16 protein-coding genes and 1 riboswitch are annotated in these 16765 nt (G+C 71.7%); of the genes, 7 read left to right on the top strand and 9 right to left on the bottom strand.

What is annotated here, in order from left to right; all coding sequences use genetic code 11:
• Positions 1 to 64 precede the first annotated feature (64 nt).
• Positions 65 to 1471 carry an aldehyde dehydrogenase family protein gene (locus ACH34R_RS25550; RefSeq protein WP_397564042.1) on the top strand — a complete coding sequence of 469 codons (1407 nt, stop codon included), beginning with the start codon at positions 65 to 67 and terminating at the stop codon, positions 1469 to 1471.
• Between the two features lie 95 nt (positions 1472 to 1566).
• A complete protein-coding gene (locus tag ACH34R_RS25555; protein ID WP_397564043.1) occupies positions 1567 to 1992 on the top strand; it encodes a hypothetical protein in 426 nt (141 codons plus the stop codon).
• A 15-nt stretch (positions 1993 to 2007) separates the two neighbouring features.
• Here the strand turns inward: ACH34R_RS25555 and def are convergent, their stop codons facing one another.
• Positions 2008 to 2496 carry a peptide deformylase gene (gene def / locus ACH34R_RS25560; RefSeq protein ID WP_397564044.1) on the bottom strand — a complete coding sequence of 163 codons (489 nt, stop codon included), beginning with the start codon at positions 2494 to 2496 and terminating at the stop codon, positions 2008 to 2010.
• 92 nt (positions 2497 to 2588) lie between these two features.
• Here def and ACH34R_RS25565 point away from each other — a divergent pair, with 92 nt between their 5' ends.
• Positions 2589 to 3059 (top strand): ribose-5-phosphate isomerase, encoded by a 471-nt coding sequence (locus tag ACH34R_RS25565; RefSeq protein WP_397564045.1) that lies wholly within the window; start codon positions 2589 to 2591, stop codon positions 3057 to 3059.
• Between the two features lie 21 nt (positions 3060 to 3080).
• Here the strand turns inward: ACH34R_RS25565 and ACH34R_RS25570 are convergent, their stop codons facing one another.
• A complete protein-coding gene (locus tag ACH34R_RS25570; RefSeq protein WP_397564046.1) occupies positions 3081 to 3257 on the bottom strand; it encodes a hypothetical protein in 177 nt (58 codons plus the stop codon).
• A 181-nt stretch (positions 3258 to 3438) separates the two neighbouring features.
• On the opposite strand from ACH34R_RS25570, the gene ACH34R_RS25575 reads away from it, so the two are divergent.
• The 3 genes from ACH34R_RS25575 (at position 3439) to ACH34R_RS25585 (ending at position 6516) form a co-directional block, all read left to right on the top strand.
• Positions 3439 to 4554: a PP2C family protein-serine/threonine phosphatase gene (locus tag ACH34R_RS25575; protein ID WP_397564047.1), complete on the top strand. Its 1116-nt coding sequence runs from the start codon at positions 3439 to 3441 to the stop codon at positions 4552 to 4554.
• Positions 4555 to 4650: 96 nt separating this feature from the next.
• Complete coding sequence (locus ACH34R_RS25580; RefSeq protein WP_397564048.1) at positions 4651 to 5961, top strand: M50 family metallopeptidase; 1311 nt, start codon at positions 4651 to 4653, stop codon at positions 5959 to 5961.
• A 42-nt stretch (positions 5962 to 6003) separates the two neighbouring features.
• A complete protein-coding gene (locus ACH34R_RS25585) occupies positions 6004 to 6516 on the top strand; it encodes a MarR family winged helix-turn-helix transcriptional regulator (RefSeq protein ID WP_397564049.1) in 513 nt (170 codons plus the stop codon).
• A 3-nt stretch (positions 6517 to 6519) separates the two neighbouring features.
• On the opposite strand, the gene ACH34R_RS25590 is transcribed toward ACH34R_RS25585, so the two are convergent.
• The 3 genes from ACH34R_RS25590 to ACH34R_RS25600 form a co-directional block, all read right to left on the bottom strand.
• Positions 6520 to 7533: a coiled-coil domain-containing protein gene (locus tag ACH34R_RS25590; RefSeq protein WP_397564050.1), complete on the bottom strand. Its 1014-nt coding sequence runs from the start codon at positions 7531 to 7533 to the stop codon at positions 6520 to 6522.
• Between the two features lie 3 nt (positions 7534 to 7536).
• Positions 7537 to 7686, bottom strand: a riboswitch (cyclic di-AMP (ydaO/yuaA leader).
• A gap of 70 nt (positions 7687 to 7756) precedes the next feature.
• Complete coding sequence (galT, locus tag ACH34R_RS25595) at positions 7757 to 8836, bottom strand: galactose-1-phosphate uridylyltransferase (protein WP_397564051.1); 1080 nt, start codon at positions 8834 to 8836, stop codon at positions 7757 to 7759.
• Entirely contained in the window at positions 8833 to 9633 is an 801-nt protein-coding gene (locus tag ACH34R_RS25600; protein WP_397564052.1) for a DeoR/GlpR family DNA-binding transcription regulator, read from the bottom strand. The genes galT and ACH34R_RS25600 overlap by 4 nt, the downstream gene beginning before the upstream one ends.
• A 169-nt stretch (positions 9634 to 9802) precedes the next feature.
• On the opposite strand from ACH34R_RS25600, the gene ACH34R_RS25605 reads away from it, so the two are divergent.
• A complete protein-coding gene (locus ACH34R_RS25605) occupies positions 9803 to 9880 on the top strand; it encodes a 50S ribosomal protein bL37 (protein WP_397564079.1) in 78 nt (25 codons plus the stop codon).
• A gap of 36 nt (positions 9881 to 9916) precedes the next feature.
• Here the strand turns inward: ACH34R_RS25605 and ACH34R_RS25610 are convergent, their stop codons facing one another.
• The 4 genes from ACH34R_RS25610 to ACH34R_RS25625 form a co-directional block, all read right to left on the bottom strand.
• Positions 9917 to 11380 (bottom strand): MFS transporter, encoded by a 1464-nt coding sequence (locus ACH34R_RS25610; protein ID WP_397564053.1) that lies wholly within the window; start codon positions 11378 to 11380, stop codon positions 9917 to 9919.
• A gap of 92 nt (positions 11381 to 11472) precedes the next feature.
• Complete coding sequence (locus tag ACH34R_RS25615) at positions 11473 to 12846, bottom strand: dihydrolipoyl dehydrogenase family protein (protein WP_397564054.1); 1374 nt, start codon at positions 12844 to 12846, stop codon at positions 11473 to 11475.
• Positions 12847 to 12882: 36 nt separating this feature from the next.
• Positions 12883 to 14643 (bottom strand): SpoIIE family protein phosphatase, encoded by a 1761-nt coding sequence (locus tag ACH34R_RS25620; protein ID WP_397564055.1) that lies wholly within the window; start codon positions 14641 to 14643, stop codon positions 12883 to 12885.
• 693 nt (positions 14644 to 15336) lie between these two features.
• Positions 15337 to 16710, bottom strand: coding sequence for a TrpB-like pyridoxal phosphate-dependent enzyme (locus ACH34R_RS25625; protein ID WP_397564056.1), 1374 nt, complete (start codon positions 16708 to 16710; stop codon positions 15337 to 15339).
• Positions 16711 to 16765 lie beyond the last annotated feature (55 nt).

A 16765-nucleotide genomic window follows, 5' to 3' on the forward strand; every position in this document is an offset into this window, starting at 1 on the left:
GGCCTTCTGTCCACAAGCCGCCGATCCGCTCGCGAATCGGCACGGCTCGCGCCAGGATGGGGCCATGCGCCACCTGTACGTGAACGGAACCTGGACGCCGTCGGCCTCGGCCGAGGGCATCGACGTCGTCAACCCGGCCACCGAAGAGGTGATCGACCGGGTGCCCGCGGGATCGCCCGACGACGTCGAGGTGGCGGTCGCCGCGGCGCGCGAGGCGTTCGGGGCCTGGTCGGCCACTCCGGCGGCCGAGCGCGGCAAGCTCCTGGCCACCGCAGCGGAGCTGGTGACGGAGCGGGCCGAGCGGATCGCCCGGATCATCGCCACCGATCTGGGCGCGCCGTACGGCATCGCGCTGAAGGTGCACACGGTGATGCCCGCCGGAGTGCTCGCCTCCTTCGCCCGGCTCGCCGAGACCTACGATTTCGACGGCGAGCGGGTCGGCAACTCCCGGGTGCTCAAGGAGCCCGCCGGCGTCGTCGGCGCGATCACGCCCTGGAACTACCCGCTGCACCAGGTCGTGTGCAAGGTCGCCCCCGCCCTCGCCGCCGGGTGCCCGGTGGTGCTGAAGCCGAGCGAGGTCGCCCCGCTGGCGGCGTACGCGCTGGCCGAGATCTTCGACGAGGTGGGGCTGCCGCCCGGGGTGTTCAACATGGTCGCCGGTCTGGGGCCGGTGGTGGGAGAGGCCATCGTCGCCCACCCGGAGATCGACATGGTGTCCTTCACCGGCTCCACGCGCGCCGGGCGCAGGGTCGCCGCGCTGGCGGCCGAGACGGTCAAGCGGGTGGCCCTGGAGCTGGGCGGCAAGTCGGCCTGCGTGATCCTGCCGGACGCCGACCTGGGCACGGCGGTCAAGGCGGCCGTGGCGGGGGCGTACATCAACTCCGGGCAGACCTGCTCGGCGCTGACCCGCATGATCGTCCATCGTGACCAGTACGACGAGGTGGTCGGCCTGGCGGTGGAGGCGGCGGGCCGGTACACGGTGGGCGACCCCTTCGCGGAGGGCACCAGGCTCGGCCCGCTGGCCTCGGCCGCGCAGCGCGAGCGGGTGGTCCACTACATCAACCGCGGCCAGGAGGAGGGCGCGCGGCTGGTGGCGGGCGGCACCGAACGGCCCCTCGACGTGGGCTACTACGTCTCGCCGACGGTCTTCGCCGGGGTCGCCCCCGGGATGACCATCGAGCAGGAGGAGATCTTCGGCCCGGTCGTGTCGATCATCCCCTACGTCCGGGAGGACGAGGCGGTGGAGATCGCCAACGGCACGCCGTACGGGCTGTCCGGCGCGGTCTGGGCGGGCTCCGAGGAGCGCGCGGTGGCGGTCGCGCGCCGGCTGCGCACCGGGCAGGTCGCGATCAACGGCGGCAGATTCAACCCGATGGCGCCGTTCGGCGGGTACAAGCACTCCGGGGTCGGGCGCGAGCTGGGCACCTACGGCCTGGAGGAGTATCTGGAGATCAAGGCGTTGCATCTCTGACCCGGCGGGGCATTGCCCGCGCGCCCCGGTTGGGAGAGCCTGGCGGTGCGGCCCTCGCACGGCGGCGGCCGGTGAGCCGGTTGAGGAGGTGCCGATTGCGCCGGGTGAGCGCCTTCGACGTTGTGGTGATGGCGTGCGGGCTGCTGCTGATCGTGCTGGCCGCGCAGAATCTCGGGGCCGCGCTGGCCGCGGCCAGGGGCGACGGCACGCCCGGCACGTTCACCGCGGCCCGGGTGGAGTGCGTCCTGCACCCGGGGCACGAGCAGTGCACGTGGGTGGGGGAGTTCCGGTCCGATGACGGCACGGTCCGCCGCGACGGCGTCGGGTTCTATGGCAGCGACCGCGCCATGTTCACCCCTGGGCGGCACTCGCGCGCGTTCGACACCGGGAGGCCCGGCCACGTCTACGGGCCGGGCGGGTCCAACGAGTGGATCGTGGTCGCGCTGCTGATGGCGGCCGGGGCCGGGCTGATGGCCTGGCCGCTGAGGCGCCGGCGCGCCCGGCAGTTGCAGGAGAGCTGAGGCCCCGCCTGCCGCTCAGCCCGCCTGGAGCAGCACCCGGCGCGCGGCGTCCTTGGGCAGGTGGTCCACGTAGAGCATGCCGTTGAGGTGGTCGGTCTCGTGCTGGAAGCAGCGGGCCAGCGGCCCTCTGGCGCGCAGGCCGAGCGGGCGGCCCAGCCGGTCCACCCCGGTGATGCTGACACCGGAGGCCCGGGAGGTCGGCGCGTACAGCGGGGTGCGGGTGGCGCGGTCGGGCACCGACAGGCAGCCCTCCTCGTCCACCATGGGCTCGGGATCGTCCACGGTCAGCTCGGGATTGATGACGTGCCCCTTGCGGCCCGCGATGTCGTAGACGAACAGCCGCCGCGACACCCCGATCTGCGGCCCGGCCAGGCCGACGCCGTCCACCGCGTACATCGCGGCGAACATCTCGTCGATGAGCCGGCGCAGATCGCGGTCGAACACGGTCACCGGTTCGGCGGGTGTGCGCAGGACCGGGTCGCCGATCAGCCGGATGTCACGCATCAGTGCTCCTGTAAGGGACGGGAGGGGTAGTCGTCTCTTACTCTACCGGGATCGCCGTCCTCCGCGGCCGGTGAACCTGCCAGACTGGGGCGGTGCGTGTCTACATCGCTGCCGACCATGCCGGCCATGACCTGAAGAACCATCTGTCCTCCTGGCTGAAGGAGCACGGCCACGAGGTGATCGACTGCGGGCCGTTCGTCTACGACGCCGAGGACGACTACCCGACCTTCGTGCTGCGCGCGGCCGAGGGGGTGGCGGGCGACCCCGGCAGCCTGGGCGTCGTGATCGGCGGCTCGGGCAACGGCGAGCAGATCGCCGCCAACAAGGTGCGCGGCATCCGGGCGGCGCTGGCCTGGAGCGAGGACACCGCGAGGCTCGCCCGCCAGCACAACGACGCCAACATCGTCAGCCTCGGCGCGCGCATGCACACCCAGGACGAGGCGACCAGGTTCGTCGAGATCTTCCTGGCCACCGTCTTCTCCGGCGAACCCCGGCACAGCAGGCGCATCGCCCAGATCGACGCCTACGAGACGATCGGCCAGCTTCCTTCACTGCCCTCCTGAGCCTCGCCGGCGCGCGTTCCGCTACTGGTCTCGCCGCTGGTCCCGTTGCTCGTCCCGGCCGCGGCGCGCCTCGCGCCGCGGCATCTCATCGCGCAGCGGACGCCGGTCGGCCCCCTCCTGCTGCTCCTTGGACGGGCGCGACACATCGCGCGCCCGCATCGCCGTGATCGCGGTTATCTGCAGGCTTTGCAACGCCATACCCGAACACTAGAACACCCGGGCGCGGGACGGGCGGGATCGCCGTCGTGGGCGGACGTGGCGCGTGGTGAAACGGCTGGTTCTGATCTTCTATCAGCCGGTTCGCACCCCCTTCGGTGATCAAGGTCTTGGTCAAGTGGGCTGCCCAACTGGGCCGTTGCCCGATACAGTCGAGCGCATCATGAGTTCCCGACCGGCGCCGCTGATCCCTCCGCGGCTCCGTGCGGTCCTGGTCCGTGTGCCGTTTCTGGTACGCATCGTGCGTTTCGCACGGCGCGGCCCGCTGGCTCGCGATCGCAACCTGCTCATCACCTTGTGCGTAGTCGCGCTGGTGATCGGCGGGCTGGCCGCCCGGGTGTCCACGGAGTGGTTCTCCCCATCGCTGCTCATCCTGGTGACGCTGGTCGGCGGCCTGCAGTTACGCCTGCGCAGCCTCGCCGTGCTGATCCTCGCGGTGGTGGTGGCGCTGGGCTTCGTCGCGGTGGTCCACGGGCAGCGGCACGTGGGCCCGGGGCTGCTGGTCACGATGGGTTTCACCAGCGTGCTCGCGGCGATGATGTCGCGGACCCGCGGCAAGCTCGGCGTGCAGGGCCTGCGCGGCGACGCCATGCTGCTGGAGCTTCGCGACCGGCTCAAGAGCCAGAGCGAGCTGCCCGCGCTGCCCCGCGACTGGGGCGCCAAGGTGGTGCTCAAGCAGGCGGGCGGGTCGTCGTTCGGCGGTGACTTCGTGGTGTCCATGCGCGAGGCCGACCGGCTGGAGCTGGCCCTGGTGGACGTGTCCGGCAAGGGCGTGGACGCGGGCACCCGGGCGCTACTGCTGTCCGGCGCGTTCGGCGGCCTGCTCGGCTCGGTGCCCGACTTCCTGCCGGCGTGCAACACCTACCTGCACCGCCAGCGCGAGGGTGAGGGTTTCGTCACCGCCGTCCACCTCAGCCTGGACCTGTCCAGCGGCGCGTACGTGATCACCTCGGCCGGGCACCCGCCCGTGGTGAAGTTCGAGGCGGGCAGCGGGGCCTGGAAGGTGGCCAGCGCCAAGGGCGTGGTCCTCGGTGTGGTGCCCGACCTGCACTGCGAGGCCGACAGCGGGGTGCTGCGCAAGGGCGACGCGCTGCTGCTCTACACCGACGGGCTGATCGAGCAGCCGGGCAGGGACATCGACGCGGGGCTGGACCGGCTGCTGGGCGAGGCCGAACGGCTGCTCGCCTCCGGCTACCGGGAGGGCGCGCGGACCCTGGTCAACGCGATGTCGTCCGGGCACAACGACGACTGTGCGCTGGTGCTCATCTGGCGTCCGTGAGGCTTGTGTACCGAACGGGCTGGCTAGGGCGTGATTCGGTTAGCCTAAGAGGCACGTCCTGTTCTGCTCCACATCGCTTACGGCACCGGGGGTTTCATGGAGCTCTGGCTGAGCATCGCCGGATTCCTCATCTTCCTCGTCGGACTGATGATCTCCATCGGCCTGCACGAGATCGGCCACCTGGTGCCGGCCAAGCGCTTCGGCGTGCGGGTCCCGCAGTACATGATCGGCTTCGGGCCGACCCTGTGGTCCCGGCGTAAGGGCGAGACGGAGTACGGCGTCAAGTGGATCCCGATGGGCGGCTACATCCGCATGATCGGGATGCTGCCGCCCCGGCCGTCCGACGACCCGCGCAAGCTGCGCGAGACCTCCACCGGCATGTTCCAGGGCCTGGTGGACAACGCCAGGGACGCGGCGCTGGAGGAGGTCCGCCCCGGCGACGAGCAGCGCGTGTTCTACCGCAAGCCGTGGTGGCAGAAGGTCATCATCATGGCCGGCGGCCCGGCGATGAACTTCGTGCTGGCCTTCGTGCTGTTCGGGGTGCTCCTGATGGGCTTCGGGGTGCGGGTCAGTCAGCCCGTGGTCGACGTCGTCACGGAGTGCGCGAAGTCCGAGGCCGCGTACCTGCAGAATCCGAAGTGCGGTCCGGGCGACAAGCCGAGTCCCGCGGCGGCGGCCAAGCTGCGGCCGGGCGACCGGATCGTCTCGGTGGACGGCAAGCAGGTCGCCACCTGGGACGCCGCCTCGCGGGCGATCCGCTCCTCCGGCGGCGGGCCGGCCCTGATCGGCATCGAGCGGGCGGGCCGCCCGCTCACCGTGACCGCGAACCTCATCCCCCAGGACCGCGAGAGCCTGGACGAACGCGGCAAGATCGAAAAAGGTGTCGGCTTCCTCGGCGTCAGCCCGGTCGTCACGTTGGAACGCCAGAGCATCGGCGCGGTCGGCGTCTACATGGGGGAGCTGACCGCGGCCACGGCGGGGGCGCTGCTCCGGCTGCCGGAGAAGATGGTCGGCGTGTGGGAGGCCGCGTTCTCCGGCGAGAAGCGCGACCCCAACGGCCCGATCGGCATCGTCGGGGCGGGCCGCATCGGCGGCGAGATCGCCGCCTCCGAGGCGCCGGTGCGCGACAAGATCGCGTTCTTCGTCCAGTTGCTGGCCGGGTTCAACCTGGCGATCGGTGTGTTCAACCTGCTCCCGCTGCTGCCGATGGACGGCGGGCACGTCGCGGGCGCGCTGTGGGAGGGCCTGAAGCGCGGGTTCGCCCGGCTCACCCGGCGGCCCGCCCCTGGTTACGTGGACATCGCCAAGCTGCTGCCGCTAACGTACGGCGTGGCGGCGGTGATGGTCGTGATGGCGGTCCTGCTGGTGTACGCCGACGTGGTGAACCCGGTCCGCCTGTCGGGATGAGCTTATATGTAGGCTACACACAAATGATGGTAGCCTGACAGCGTGGAAGCACAGCGGACCGCGCCTGGTGTCGCGATCGACGTCGCCCTGTTCCGGCTGCGCCGGATGTGGGCCAGGCCGCTTCGCGCGCGCAAGGCCGGCGACCCGGCCCGTCCCATCCAGATGTCCAACGTGATGGTCGTCGGCGCGGTCTCCCGGCTCGGGAAGGAGTCCGCCGAGGTGACCGTGGGCAACGTCGCCGAGCACATGGACGTCGACCCCTCCACCGCCAGCCGGCTGGTCAACGACGCCATCGCGGCGGGCTTCGTGGAGCGCGAGCCGTCCCAGATCGACGCCAGGAGGGTCAGGCTGGTGCCGAGCGCGGCGGGGCGGCGCGTGCTCGACGCCGTCACCCGCCACCGCCGGGCCTACCTCGACAGCCTCATGGCCGACTGGAGCGAGGAGGACCGCGCGGCCTTCGCGCGGCTGATCACCCGCTTCGCGGAGGCGGCCGGAGCCCGCCCCGCCGACCCGGCCCGCCTCGACCACGTGATCGCCGAGGCCCTGGCCGGCTGACACCTAGTGCATCGAGATGTGCACGTGGTCGAAGTGGTTCTGGGTGATGCTGCCGCGGTTCGACATCCCGCGCCAGCCCGAGCCGCCGATCGTGTAGATGCGCTGCTTCCAGATGACGTACTTCACGCCGATCTTGCCGCCGTTCTTGATGGCCCACAGCGCGATGGCGTCGCCGAGCGACTGCCGGGCTGCGGAGGGCATGGTCCCGCCCGTGCTGAGCATGAAGTCACACGCCCGGCCCAGCGGGTGCTCCCCGCCGCCACCTGACCGGTAGCACCCGATCGTGGAGGTCAGCTCGAAGCGCTCCTTGATCTCATCGCGCATCACCCGGGTGCGGGGCGTGATGTTCTCCGCGCCGGTCGGCAACTGGGGAGCCCAGGTTCCGTCGCCGCGCCTGCCCACGCCGGTCGGGATGAGCTTGTCGAGCCGCTTCTCGATCTCGTCGATCAGGTCCTCGGCCTCCTTGCGCCGCTTTTCGACGTCGTCGGCCTGCTCGGCGATGCGGGCGGTCAGCGCCGTCGCCTCCTGCGCGGCCTTCTTCCGCTCGTCTCGCGCGGTGGCGAAGTCCTTCAGGTAGGCGGCTTCCTCGGCGGCCATCTGGGTCAGGACGGCCGCGCCGCCCATCCCCTGGCCGAACATCAGCGTGGGCAGGCTGGTGTCGCTGCCCTGGTAGCGCATCCCGGCGATGTCGCCGATCCGGTCGGCGGCGCCGGCGAAGGCCGACTCGGCCGAGGCCAGCCGCGTCTTGGCCTTCTTCTCGGCCTTCCTGGCGCCGGCGAGTTCGACGCGCTTGGCGTTGTACTGCTCGATCAGCCCGTCCACCTTCTTGCCGAGCTTCTTGAGCTGCGCTTTCAGCTCGGCCTTGCTCGGCTTGGGGGCCGCGACCGCACCGGCCGCGGGAAGCAGGGCGAAGCTTCCGGCGGTGGCCAGCGCGCAGGCCGCGGCGACGGCGCGGGCGCGCCAGGGACGGGACGCGGGGATCGACGTGCGGGACAACGTGGGGGACGATGCCGCCACGCACACTCCTCTCCTGTACGCCTACCGGGTTAGCTGACGGGTTCGGGCAGGAGGGTGCCCTACCACGGACGGGGGGCCGCCGTGGATTCACCCCAGGTGCTTCTGGGTCCCCGGTTCCCGGGCGAGGCGCCCGGGATTAGGCGGTCGGCCGTTGCGGCCGCTGCGTGTGGATAGTAGTGGTAAACGCATGGCAATGCGACATCAAACCGGAATGATCTGGTAATCAGGTTGTGACCATGGCACGCAACAGCCGGGCGGCTTCCTCGGGCGACACGTCATTGACGAACGCGCCCATCGCGGACTCCGACCCGGCCAGGTATTTCAGCTTGTTGGACGCTCTGCGGATGCTGAACAGTTCCATGTGGAGGTGGGAAAGTTCCCGCCCGGTGGCGACCGGCGCCTGGTGCCAGGCCGCGACGTACGGCATGGCCACCCCGAACAACCCGTCCAGCGCGCGCAGCACGCCGGTGTAGAGCGGACCGAACGCCGCCCGCTCCGCCGCGTCCAGCCCGCGAAGGTCGGGCACCCGGCGGTGCGGGTAGATGTGCACCTCGTACGGCCAGCGCGCGGCGGCCGGTACGAACGCCGTCCAGTGGTCGTTCGCCGCGACCACCCGCACCCCCGCCTCCCGCTCGGCGGCCAGCACGTCGGCGAACAGATTGCGCCCGGTGCGCTCGGCGTGCCGGGCGGCCACCTCCAAGGTCCGGCGGGTCCGCGGCGTGACATAGGGATAGGCGTAGATCTGCCCGTGCGGGTGGCCGATCGTGATGCCGATCTCCGGCCCGCGGTTTTCGAAGACGAAGACCTGCTCGACGCCGGGCAGCGCGGACAGTTCCGCCGTACGGTCGGCCCAGGCCGCCATGACCAGCTCGACCTGGCCGGGGGCCAGGTCGGCGAAGGACGCGTCGTGGTCGTCGGTGAAGCACACCACCTCACAGCGCCCGGTCCCCGGCCGCGCCTCGCTCAGCCCGCCCACCACCGGGTGCCCGCCGGGCTGGTCAGAGAAGGACGGGAAGCGGTTTTCGAAGACCACCACGTCGTAGGAGGCGGCCGGGATCTCGGTGAGCCTGCCCGGTTCGGACGGGCACAGCGGGCACTCGCCCGCCGGAGGCAGGAACGTACGGCCCTGCCGGTGGCCCGCGATGGCGATCCACTCGTCGGTGAGCGGGTCGCGGCGCAGCTCGGAGGCGGGCGGGCGGGGCGGCAGGTCGCGCTTGTCCGGCGCGGCGCGGTCGGCGTCCTCGCGCCGGTCGAAGTAGATGAGCTCGCGGCCGTCGGCCAGCTCGGTGACGGTGCGCTTCACAAGCTCTCCCTCGTGTCCGCGGGCTCCCGGGCCGCGATGATCAGCTCCCCGGCGGAGGCCGCCAGCTCGTCTCTGGCATGGGCGGGCAGGCCCTCGTCGGTGATGACCACGTGGGCCTCGGCCAGCTCGGCGATGGTGCTGATGCCCACCAGCCCCCACTTGGTGTGGTCGGCCGGGACCACCAGCCGCCGGGCGCAGCCGACCAGCTCGCGGTCGGTCTCGGCCTCCAGCAGGTTGGGCGTGGTGAAACCGGCCCGCGCGCTCATCCCGTGGACGCCGAGGAACAGGGTGTCCACGTGCAGCTGGCGGATCGTGGCCACCGCCACCGGGCCGACCAGCGCGTCGGAGGGGGTGCGGACCCCGCCGGTGAGCACCACCGTGCGGTCGGCGCGCGGCACCCGGTGGAACACGTCGGCGACCCTGATCGAGTTGGTGATCACGGTCAGCTCGGGGACCTCGACCAGGTGGCGGGCGAGGGTCCAGATGGTGGTGCCGGCCGACAGCGCGATGGCGGTGCCGGGCCGTACCAGCCGGGCCGCGGCACGGGCGATGGCGTCCTTCTCCGGCTGCTGGCGGGCGGACTTGGCGGTGAACCCGGGCTCCTCGGTGGAGCCGGGGCCGGTCGTGGTGGCCCCGCCGTGCACCTTGTCGACCAGCCCGCGCTCGGCGAGGACCTCAAGGTCGCGGCGGATCGTCATGTCGGAGACGCCGAGCTCGCGCACCAGGTCGGCGACGCGGACGCCGCCGGTGGCACGGACCCGCTCAAGGATCGCCTGACGGCGCTGCTGGGCCAGCATCCCACCCCTTCCAACAGATTCCACCAAATTATGACATGTGCTCCGGAGAGCTCTTGTTGGTTTGTGCGCGGTACCGACGGAAACGGCCTGCCCGGGAAGGCTTGCCGGACGGCCTGAGCGGGCAAGGGGTGGAGTATCCGCAACCGGAGGAAAGGGCGGTGTCGCAACGATGGCACGACGCGCGCGCAAGAACCGGGCCCGGAAGAAGAAGAAGGCCAACCACGGCAGGCGGCCCACGGCCCGCTGACAAGGCGCCATCCCGCCGCCGTGCCGGCGGGGCGGCTCAGCCCGACGTGGCGGTGTCCGGGCGGGGGTCCGCGGGCGCCGGCACGGCCCGTACCGCGGCCTCGCCCGCCGGGGCCGGGTCCCGGTACGGCCGGCGCGGGATCATCAGCGCGACCAGCAGTCCCGCCACGGCCGCCGCCGCGGCCAGCAGCATCGCCGCGCGCAGCCCGGCCAGCGTGGGCAGCGGCCCGGCCGGAGTGGCGACCGCCATCTGTGCGAGCAGCGCGCTGATCACCGCGCTGGAGGTGGCCGTGCCCACCGCGCGCATCAGCGCGTTCAGCCCGTTGGCGGCGGCGGTCTCGGTCGCCGGCACCGACGCCATGATCAGGGCGGGCATCGCCGAGTAGGCCAGGCCGAGCCCGGCGGAGGTGATGACCGTGGTGATGACCACCTGCCAGGCGGCCCCCACCAGCCCGACCCCGGCCAGGTACCCCACGGCGAGCACCACGGTCCCCGACACCAGCGCGGCCTTCGGCCCGAACCGGCCGGCGACCCGCGCCGAGACGGGCGAGAGCAGCATCATCACCAGCCCGCTCGGCGCCATGCACAACCCGGTGGCCAGCAACCCCAGCCCGAGCCCGTGGCCGGTGCTCGCCGGGGCCTGAAGGAGCTGGGGCAAGATCAGCGACATCGCGAACAGCGAGAACCCGACCAGTACCGAGGCCACGTTCGTGAGCAGCACCGGCCGCCTGGCCGTGGTGCGCAGGTCGATCAGCGGGTGGCGCACCCGTGACTCCAGCCACCCCCACAGCGGCAGGACGATCGCCGCGGCGCAGAACAGGCCGACGGTGATCGGGCTCCCCCAGCCCCAGTCACCGCCCTTGGAGATGGCCAGCAGCAGGCACAGCAGTCCGGCGGTGAGCCCGGCGGCACCGGCGAAATCGAACCGCCCGGGGGAGCGGACCGGCGACTCCCGCACCACCAGCAGCACCAGCGCCAGGGCGAGCGCGCCCATGCCGGCCGCGGTCCAGAACAGCGCGTGCCAGTCGGCCCGCTGCGCGACGAACGCCGCCAGCGGCATGCCGATCCCGGCTCCCGCGCCCAGCGTGGCGCTCATCAGGGCCATCGCCGGGCCGAGCCGGGCGGGCGGCAGTACGTCGCGCATGATGCTGATGCCGAGCGGGATCACGCCGATCGCGCAGCCCTGGATCGCGCGGCCGGCCACCACGACCCAGAGCGAGTCGCTCAGCGCGCAGACCAGCGATCCGGCGATCATCATGCCCAGGCTGACCAGCATCATCCTGCGCTTGCCGTACATGTCGCCGAGCCGGCCGCCGACGGGGTTGCACACGGCGGCGGAGAGCAGGGTGGCGGTGATGACCCAGGAGGCGGCGGCGGGCGTGGCCGACAGCAGCCGGGGGAGCTCCGGGATGATCGGTACGACCATGGTCTGCATCAGCGAGACGGAGATCCCGCAGAGCGAGAGGACGGCGACGACGCTTCGCGATGATGAAGTGGACAATGCGTCCTTCCCCCACGAACGGCAACATATGCACCGTACATGTGAATTTCCGGAAAGTCTGCATCGCCCTCTGTAAAAGGGGGGATTCCAGGTCAGAGGGACAGTTCGCCGAGCGCGCCCATGATCCCGCGGTGGAAGGTGGGGAAGGCGTAGATCATCTCGTTCAGCCTGGTCACCGGGATGCGGGCGTGTACGGCGAGGGTCAGCAGGCCCAGCGGCTCGCCGCCGCCCGGCCCGGCCGAGGTCGCGCCCACCAGCACGCCGTCGGCGGCGACCAGCTTGAAGAAGCCTTCCGCGCGGTGGATCCAGCCCCGGCTGCCCAGGTCTCCCGTCGCGGTGCGCACGTCGAGGCCCTGCCTGCGGGCCTGAGCCTCGGTGAGGCCGACCGAGCCGATCTCCGGATCGGTGAAGGTGACCCTGGGCACCGCGTGGTACTCGGCCTCGTGGACGGGCTCCCCGAGGATGTCCTTGACCACGATGTCGGCCTGGTACATCGACATGTGCGTGAACGCCCCGCGCCCGGTCACGTCACCGAGCGCCCAGAGCTTGCCGCCCGCGCGCATCCGCCCGTCGGTGGCGATCGTCCGTGCCGACTCGTCCAGCCCGGCCGCGCCCACGCCCAGCGCGGCCAGGTCGCTGTGCCGCCCGGTCGCCACCAGCAGCCGCTCGCCCTCGGCGGTGGAGCCGTCGTTCAGATGCAGGGTGAACCGCTCACCGTCATGGGCGGCCCTCGTGGCCCGCACGCCGGTGCGCAGGCCGATGCCGTCGCCCCGGAAGGCGCCGGCCACCAGCTCGCTCGTCTCCGGCTCCTCGGCCGGCAGGATGCGGTCGGCCGACTCGATCATGGTCACCGACGCGCCGAACCTGGCGAACGCCTGCGCCAGCTCCGCCCCGATCGTCCCGGCGCCGAGCACCACCAGCGAGCCGGGCACCTCCTCGGTCTCAAGGGCCTCGCGGTTCGTCCAGTACGGCGTGCCCGCCAGCCCCTCGATCGGCGGGATGGTCGGCTGCGACCCGATCGCCAGCACGATCCCCCGGGTCGCCCGCAGCACCCGGACCCCGTCGCCCGCCGAGCGCACGGTGATCTCGTCAGGCCCGGTGACATGGCCCCACCCGCGGACGAAGTGCCCGCCCTTGGCGGTGAAGCGCTCGACGGCGGCCTTGTCGTCCCAGTTGTCGGTGGCCTCTTCGCGGATGCGCCGGGCGACCGGCGACCAGTCCGGCGAAACGGTCGAATCACCTGCCATCCCCGGCACGCGCCGGGTCTCGGCGATCAGCTCCGCCGCCCGGACCATCATCTTCGACGGGATGCATCCCCAGTACGGGCACTCGCCGCCGAACAACCGGCCCTCCACGGCGGCGACGTGCAGGCCCGCTTCGGCGAGACGCCCCGCGACGTCCTCGCCGCCGGGGCCGCCGCCCACCACGATCACGTCGAACACGTCCGGCTTGGCACGTTCCGCCATACCTTGAAGCCTAACGTTTTATGACAAATGGTCTGGTCAGGGCAATCTCACCTCACACCAGACAATCTTCCCGGTACTGGTCGGGCGGCTGCCCCAGCGGTAGGAGAAGCGGTTGATCAGGTTGAGCCCGCGCCCGGCCTCGTCGTCCAGGTCGGGCCGCCACATCGCGGGCGGCTGCGGCGAGCGGTCGGCCACCTCGCACAGCAGTGTCGAGCCGCGCAGCAGGCGCAGCTCGATCGGGCCGGTGCCGTGGTTGACGGCGTTGGCCACCAGCTCGCTCACCACCAGCTCGGTCGTGTCCAGCACCCCGGTCTGCCCCCACGAACGCAGCGTGGTGCGGACGAGCCGCCGGGCCTCGCCCGCCGAACGGGCCTCGAACGGCAGCGCCCAGCTCGCGAACTCGGCGGGGGACAGGTCGCGCACCCGGGCCAGCAGCAACGCGATGTCATCGCGCTCGTGCGGCGGGCGCTGGGTGGCGATCGTCGCGTCGCAGAGGTCCTCAAGGTCCTGGTAGCTGCATTCGAGCACGCGCCGGAGGTCTCTGATGCCGGAGTCGAGGTCGCGGTCCCTGCTCTCCACCAGGCCGTCGGTGTAGAAGGTGAGCACGCTGCCGGTCGGCAGCGTCAGCTCGCGCATCTCGAAGGCCTGGCCGCCGATGCCCAGCGGCAGGCCGGGGGGTAACTCGATCAGCTCCGTGCCGCCGTCCGGGCCGAGCAGGATCGGCGGCACGTGACCGGCCCGGCCGATCGCGCAGGTATGGGTGATCGGGTCGTAGGTGGCGTAGACGCAGGTGGCGATCTGGGTGGCGTCGAGGTCCTGGGTCATCCGGTTGAGGCGGAACAGCACCTCCTTGGGGGTGAGGTCCAGGCTGGCCAGGGTGCGCGCGGCCGTACGGAGCTGGCCCATGGTCGCGGCGGCGCGGGTGCCGTGCCCCATCACGTCGCCCACCACCAGCGCGACCCGGTGGCCGGGCAGCGGGATCACGTCGTACCAGTCGCCGCCGACGCCGGTCAGGTCGCTGGCCGGCAGGTAGCGGGAGGCGATCTCCAGGCCCGGCGGCGCGGGCAGGTCGGCGGGCAGCAGGCTGCTCTGCAGGGTCAGCGCGGTGCGCCGCTCCCGGTCGTACAGGCGGGCGTTGTCCAGGCACAGCGCGGTACGACCGGCCAGCTCCTCGGCCAGCGCCACGTCCTTCTCGTGGAAGGCCGGGCTGTCCGGCATCCTGGTGAACACCACGAACCCCAGCACCCGGCCCCTGGCCGACAGCGGGACGATGAGGATCGAGGCGTCCTCCAGCAGCGAGATCTTCACATCCCGCTTCCAGCTCAGCGCGATCTCCCGGGCCGTGCCCACGTCTATCCGGGGGTAGAGGATCGTCTGGGCGGTGGCGATGCACCGCGTGTACGGCGACCACGCCGGATAGGTGGTGACCTCGTCCAGCGGGAACGCCGGCCGGTAGCCGGCCGCCCTGCCGGTCGCGCCCACCGCGATCCTGCGCACGGTCGCCGTGCCGTCCGCCGTCCGCCCCGGGAACTCCCCCTCCGACACCACCCGGTCGTGCACCACGACCCCGGCCACGTCGGCGAACCGCGACACGGCCACCTCCATCAGCTCGCGGGCGGTCTGCCGCAGGTCCAGGGTGCTGCCGATGCGCCGGCTCGCCTCGTTGAGCAAGGAGAGCTGCTCCTCGACGGTCGCGGGGCTGCTCAGCCGCCGCTGCTCGGGGGAGCCGGGGTCGACCACGAAGTCGGCGGTCATCCGGCGGTGCCCCGGTCCGGTGCGGGCCGCGGGGCGGACCACAGGCTGATGTCGGATGTCCCGCCAGAGCGTGCGCCGGCCCCCACGGCCTTCCGCTCGACGGTCGGCGCGCGGCCCGCCGCGGCCGGGCGTGCCGCGCACAGGGACCCACTGTGCCCGCCACCCATCACGAAGCCGTCGAATTCGGTCACAATTTTCTCCTGACTCGCAAACCTGACCATTCGTATGGTCAGTTGACTGAGGTTCCGGCCGGCAGGAGGCGTGCAGGCGGCCCTGACTCCTCACCTCGAAGTCTAGTAACGATGGATCTTCTCAAAGCGCCAAAATCGGGGCTATTTCTAGAAAAAGCTATAACGATAGCGCAGTGTCATGAACGCGGTTCGGTTTCCGCCCGCTGTGGGCGCCGCATCAGGCACCACACGTGATGGAACAAGTGCCACGGACCTCGTCGGGAGCAGCAGGTATTCCGGAGCGAGATCGCCGGGAAATTCGCGGCCCGCACGGCGCTCGCAGATGTCGGCGACGCCTTCCCAGGCCCGCGCCGACAGATCCGGACGGTCCGCAGGTTTTTCGGACTTTACGGACTCTTCGGCCGGTTGTTGCCGGTCAAGAAGGCGTCCGAAGTACAGATTGCGGGCATTCTTCGCGGCATAGCGCGCAACGATCTCGCGGATGGCACGTCCACCGCGGCGGACGTGCCACCAGTGGGAAAGGATGCGTCCTGCGGCCGGAGGGTCAGCGGGCCGGAAGCGCGGCCAGCGCCGCGTCGATCCGCTCCTGCGGAAGGGTGAAGTCCCGTATCTCGCCCGCCAGGTATCTGTCGTAGGCGGCGAGATCGAAGTGCCCGTGTCCGCACAGCGCGGTGAGGATCACCTTCGGCTCCCCGGTCTCCTTGCAGCGCAGCGCCTCGGCGATGGTCTCGGCCACGGCGTGCGCGGGCTCGGGAGCCGGCACGATCCCCTCGGCGCGGGCGAACCGCACGCCCGCCTCGAAGCACTCCGTCTGGCTCCTGGCCACCGCGCCGAACATCCCCAGCTCGTACAGATGCGACAGCAACGGGGACATGCCGTGGTAGCGCAGCCCGCCCGCGTGGATCGGATCGGGCACGAAGCCGTGCCCCAGCGTGTGCATCTTCAGCAACGGCGTGAGCCCGGCGGTGTCGCCGAAGTCGTAGGCGTAGACGCCGCGGGTGAAGGACGGGCACGCGGCGGGCTCCACCGCCCGGATCTCCGGGGCGATCCGCCCGGCCAGCTTCTCCCGCAGGAACGGGAAGGCCAGCCCGGCGAAGTTGGAACCCCCGCCGGTACACCCCACGATCAGATCCGGCGTCTCGCCGAAGGCGGCGAGCTGCTCCAGCGCCTCCTCGCCGATCACCGTCTGGTGCATCAGGACGTGGTTGAGCACCGAGCCCAGCGCATAACGGGTGTCGTCCGCGCCGGCGGCGACCTCCACCGCCTCGCTGATCGCGATGCCCAGGCTGCCGGGGCTCTCCGGGTCATCGGCCAAGATCGCCTCGCCCGCGCGGGTCAGCGGCGACGGGCTGGCGTGCACGGTCGCGCCGTACACGCCCATCAGCGACCTGCGGTGCGGCTTTTGGTCATGGGAGGCGCGGACCATCCAGATCTCGCACTCCAGGCCGTACTGCGCGCAGGCGAACGCCAGCGCCGTCCCCCACTGACCGGCCCCGGTCTCCGTCGTCAGCCGCCTGATCCCCTCCCGCGCGTTGTAGTGGGCCTGCGCCACGGCGGTGTTGGCCTTGTGCGAGCCTGACGGGGAACCGCCCTCGTACTTGTAGTAGATGCGCGCCGGGGTGCCCAGCGCGCGCTCCAGCCGCCTGGCCCTGATCAGCGGCGTCGGCCGCCAGAGCCGGTAGACGTCCAGCACGTCGTCCGGGACCGGCACGAACCGCTCCGCTCCGGCCTCCTGCGCGATCAGCTCCATCGGGAACAGCGGCGCCAGATCGTCCGGGCCGACCGGCCGCCGCGTGCCCGGATGGAGCGGCGGGGGCGGCGGGGCCGGGAGGTCGGCCACGATGTTGTACCAGGTGCGGGGGATGCGGGACTCGTCGAGCAGGACTCGGGTGGCCTCGTGCGCCATGCGGGTCTCCATGAGCTGAGCGGAGTGACCCCACCACTTTCCCCCGCCGTACGGCCGCGAGGAAGCC

The sequence above is a fragment of the Spongiactinospora sp. 9N601 genome (assembly GCF_044326295.1).
In the GTDB taxonomy this organism is placed as follows: Bacteria; Actinomycetota; Actinomycetes; order Streptosporangiales; family Streptosporangiaceae; genus Spongiactinospora; species Spongiactinospora gelatinilytica.

Coding starts and splice junctions, on each gene's coding strand:
- ACH34R_RS25605 (WP_397564079.1), top strand. CDS start 9,803: ATGGCACGACGCGCGCGCAAGAACCGGGCCCGGAAGAAGAAGAAGGCC.
- ACH34R_RS25625 (WP_397564056.1), bottom strand. CDS start 16,710: ATGGAGACCCGCATGGCGCACGAGGCCACCCGAGTCCTGCTCGACGAG.
- ACH34R_RS25600 (WP_397564052.1), bottom strand. CDS start 9,633: ATGCTGGCCCAGCAGCGCCGTCAGGCGATCCTTGAGCGGGTCCGTGCC.
- def (WP_397564044.1), bottom strand. CDS start 2,496: ATGCGTGACATCCGGCTGATCGGCGACCCGGTCCTGCGCACACCCGCC.
- ACH34R_RS25550 (WP_397564042.1), top strand. CDS start 65: ATGCGCCACCTGTACGTGAACGGAACCTGGACGCCGTCGGCCTCGGCC.
- ACH34R_RS25575 (WP_397564047.1), top strand. CDS start 3,439: ATGAGTTCCCGACCGGCGCCGCTGATCCCTCCGCGGCTCCGTGCGGTC.
- ACH34R_RS25570 (WP_397564046.1), bottom strand. CDS start 3,257: ATGGCGTTGCAAAGCCTGCAGATAACCGCGATCACGGCGATGCGGGCG.
- ACH34R_RS25615 (WP_397564054.1), bottom strand. CDS start 12,846: ATGGCGGAACGTGCCAAGCCGGACGTGTTCGACGTGATCGTGGTGGGC.
- ACH34R_RS25580 (WP_397564048.1), top strand. CDS start 4,651: ATGGAGCTCTGGCTGAGCATCGCCGGATTCCTCATCTTCCTCGTCGGA.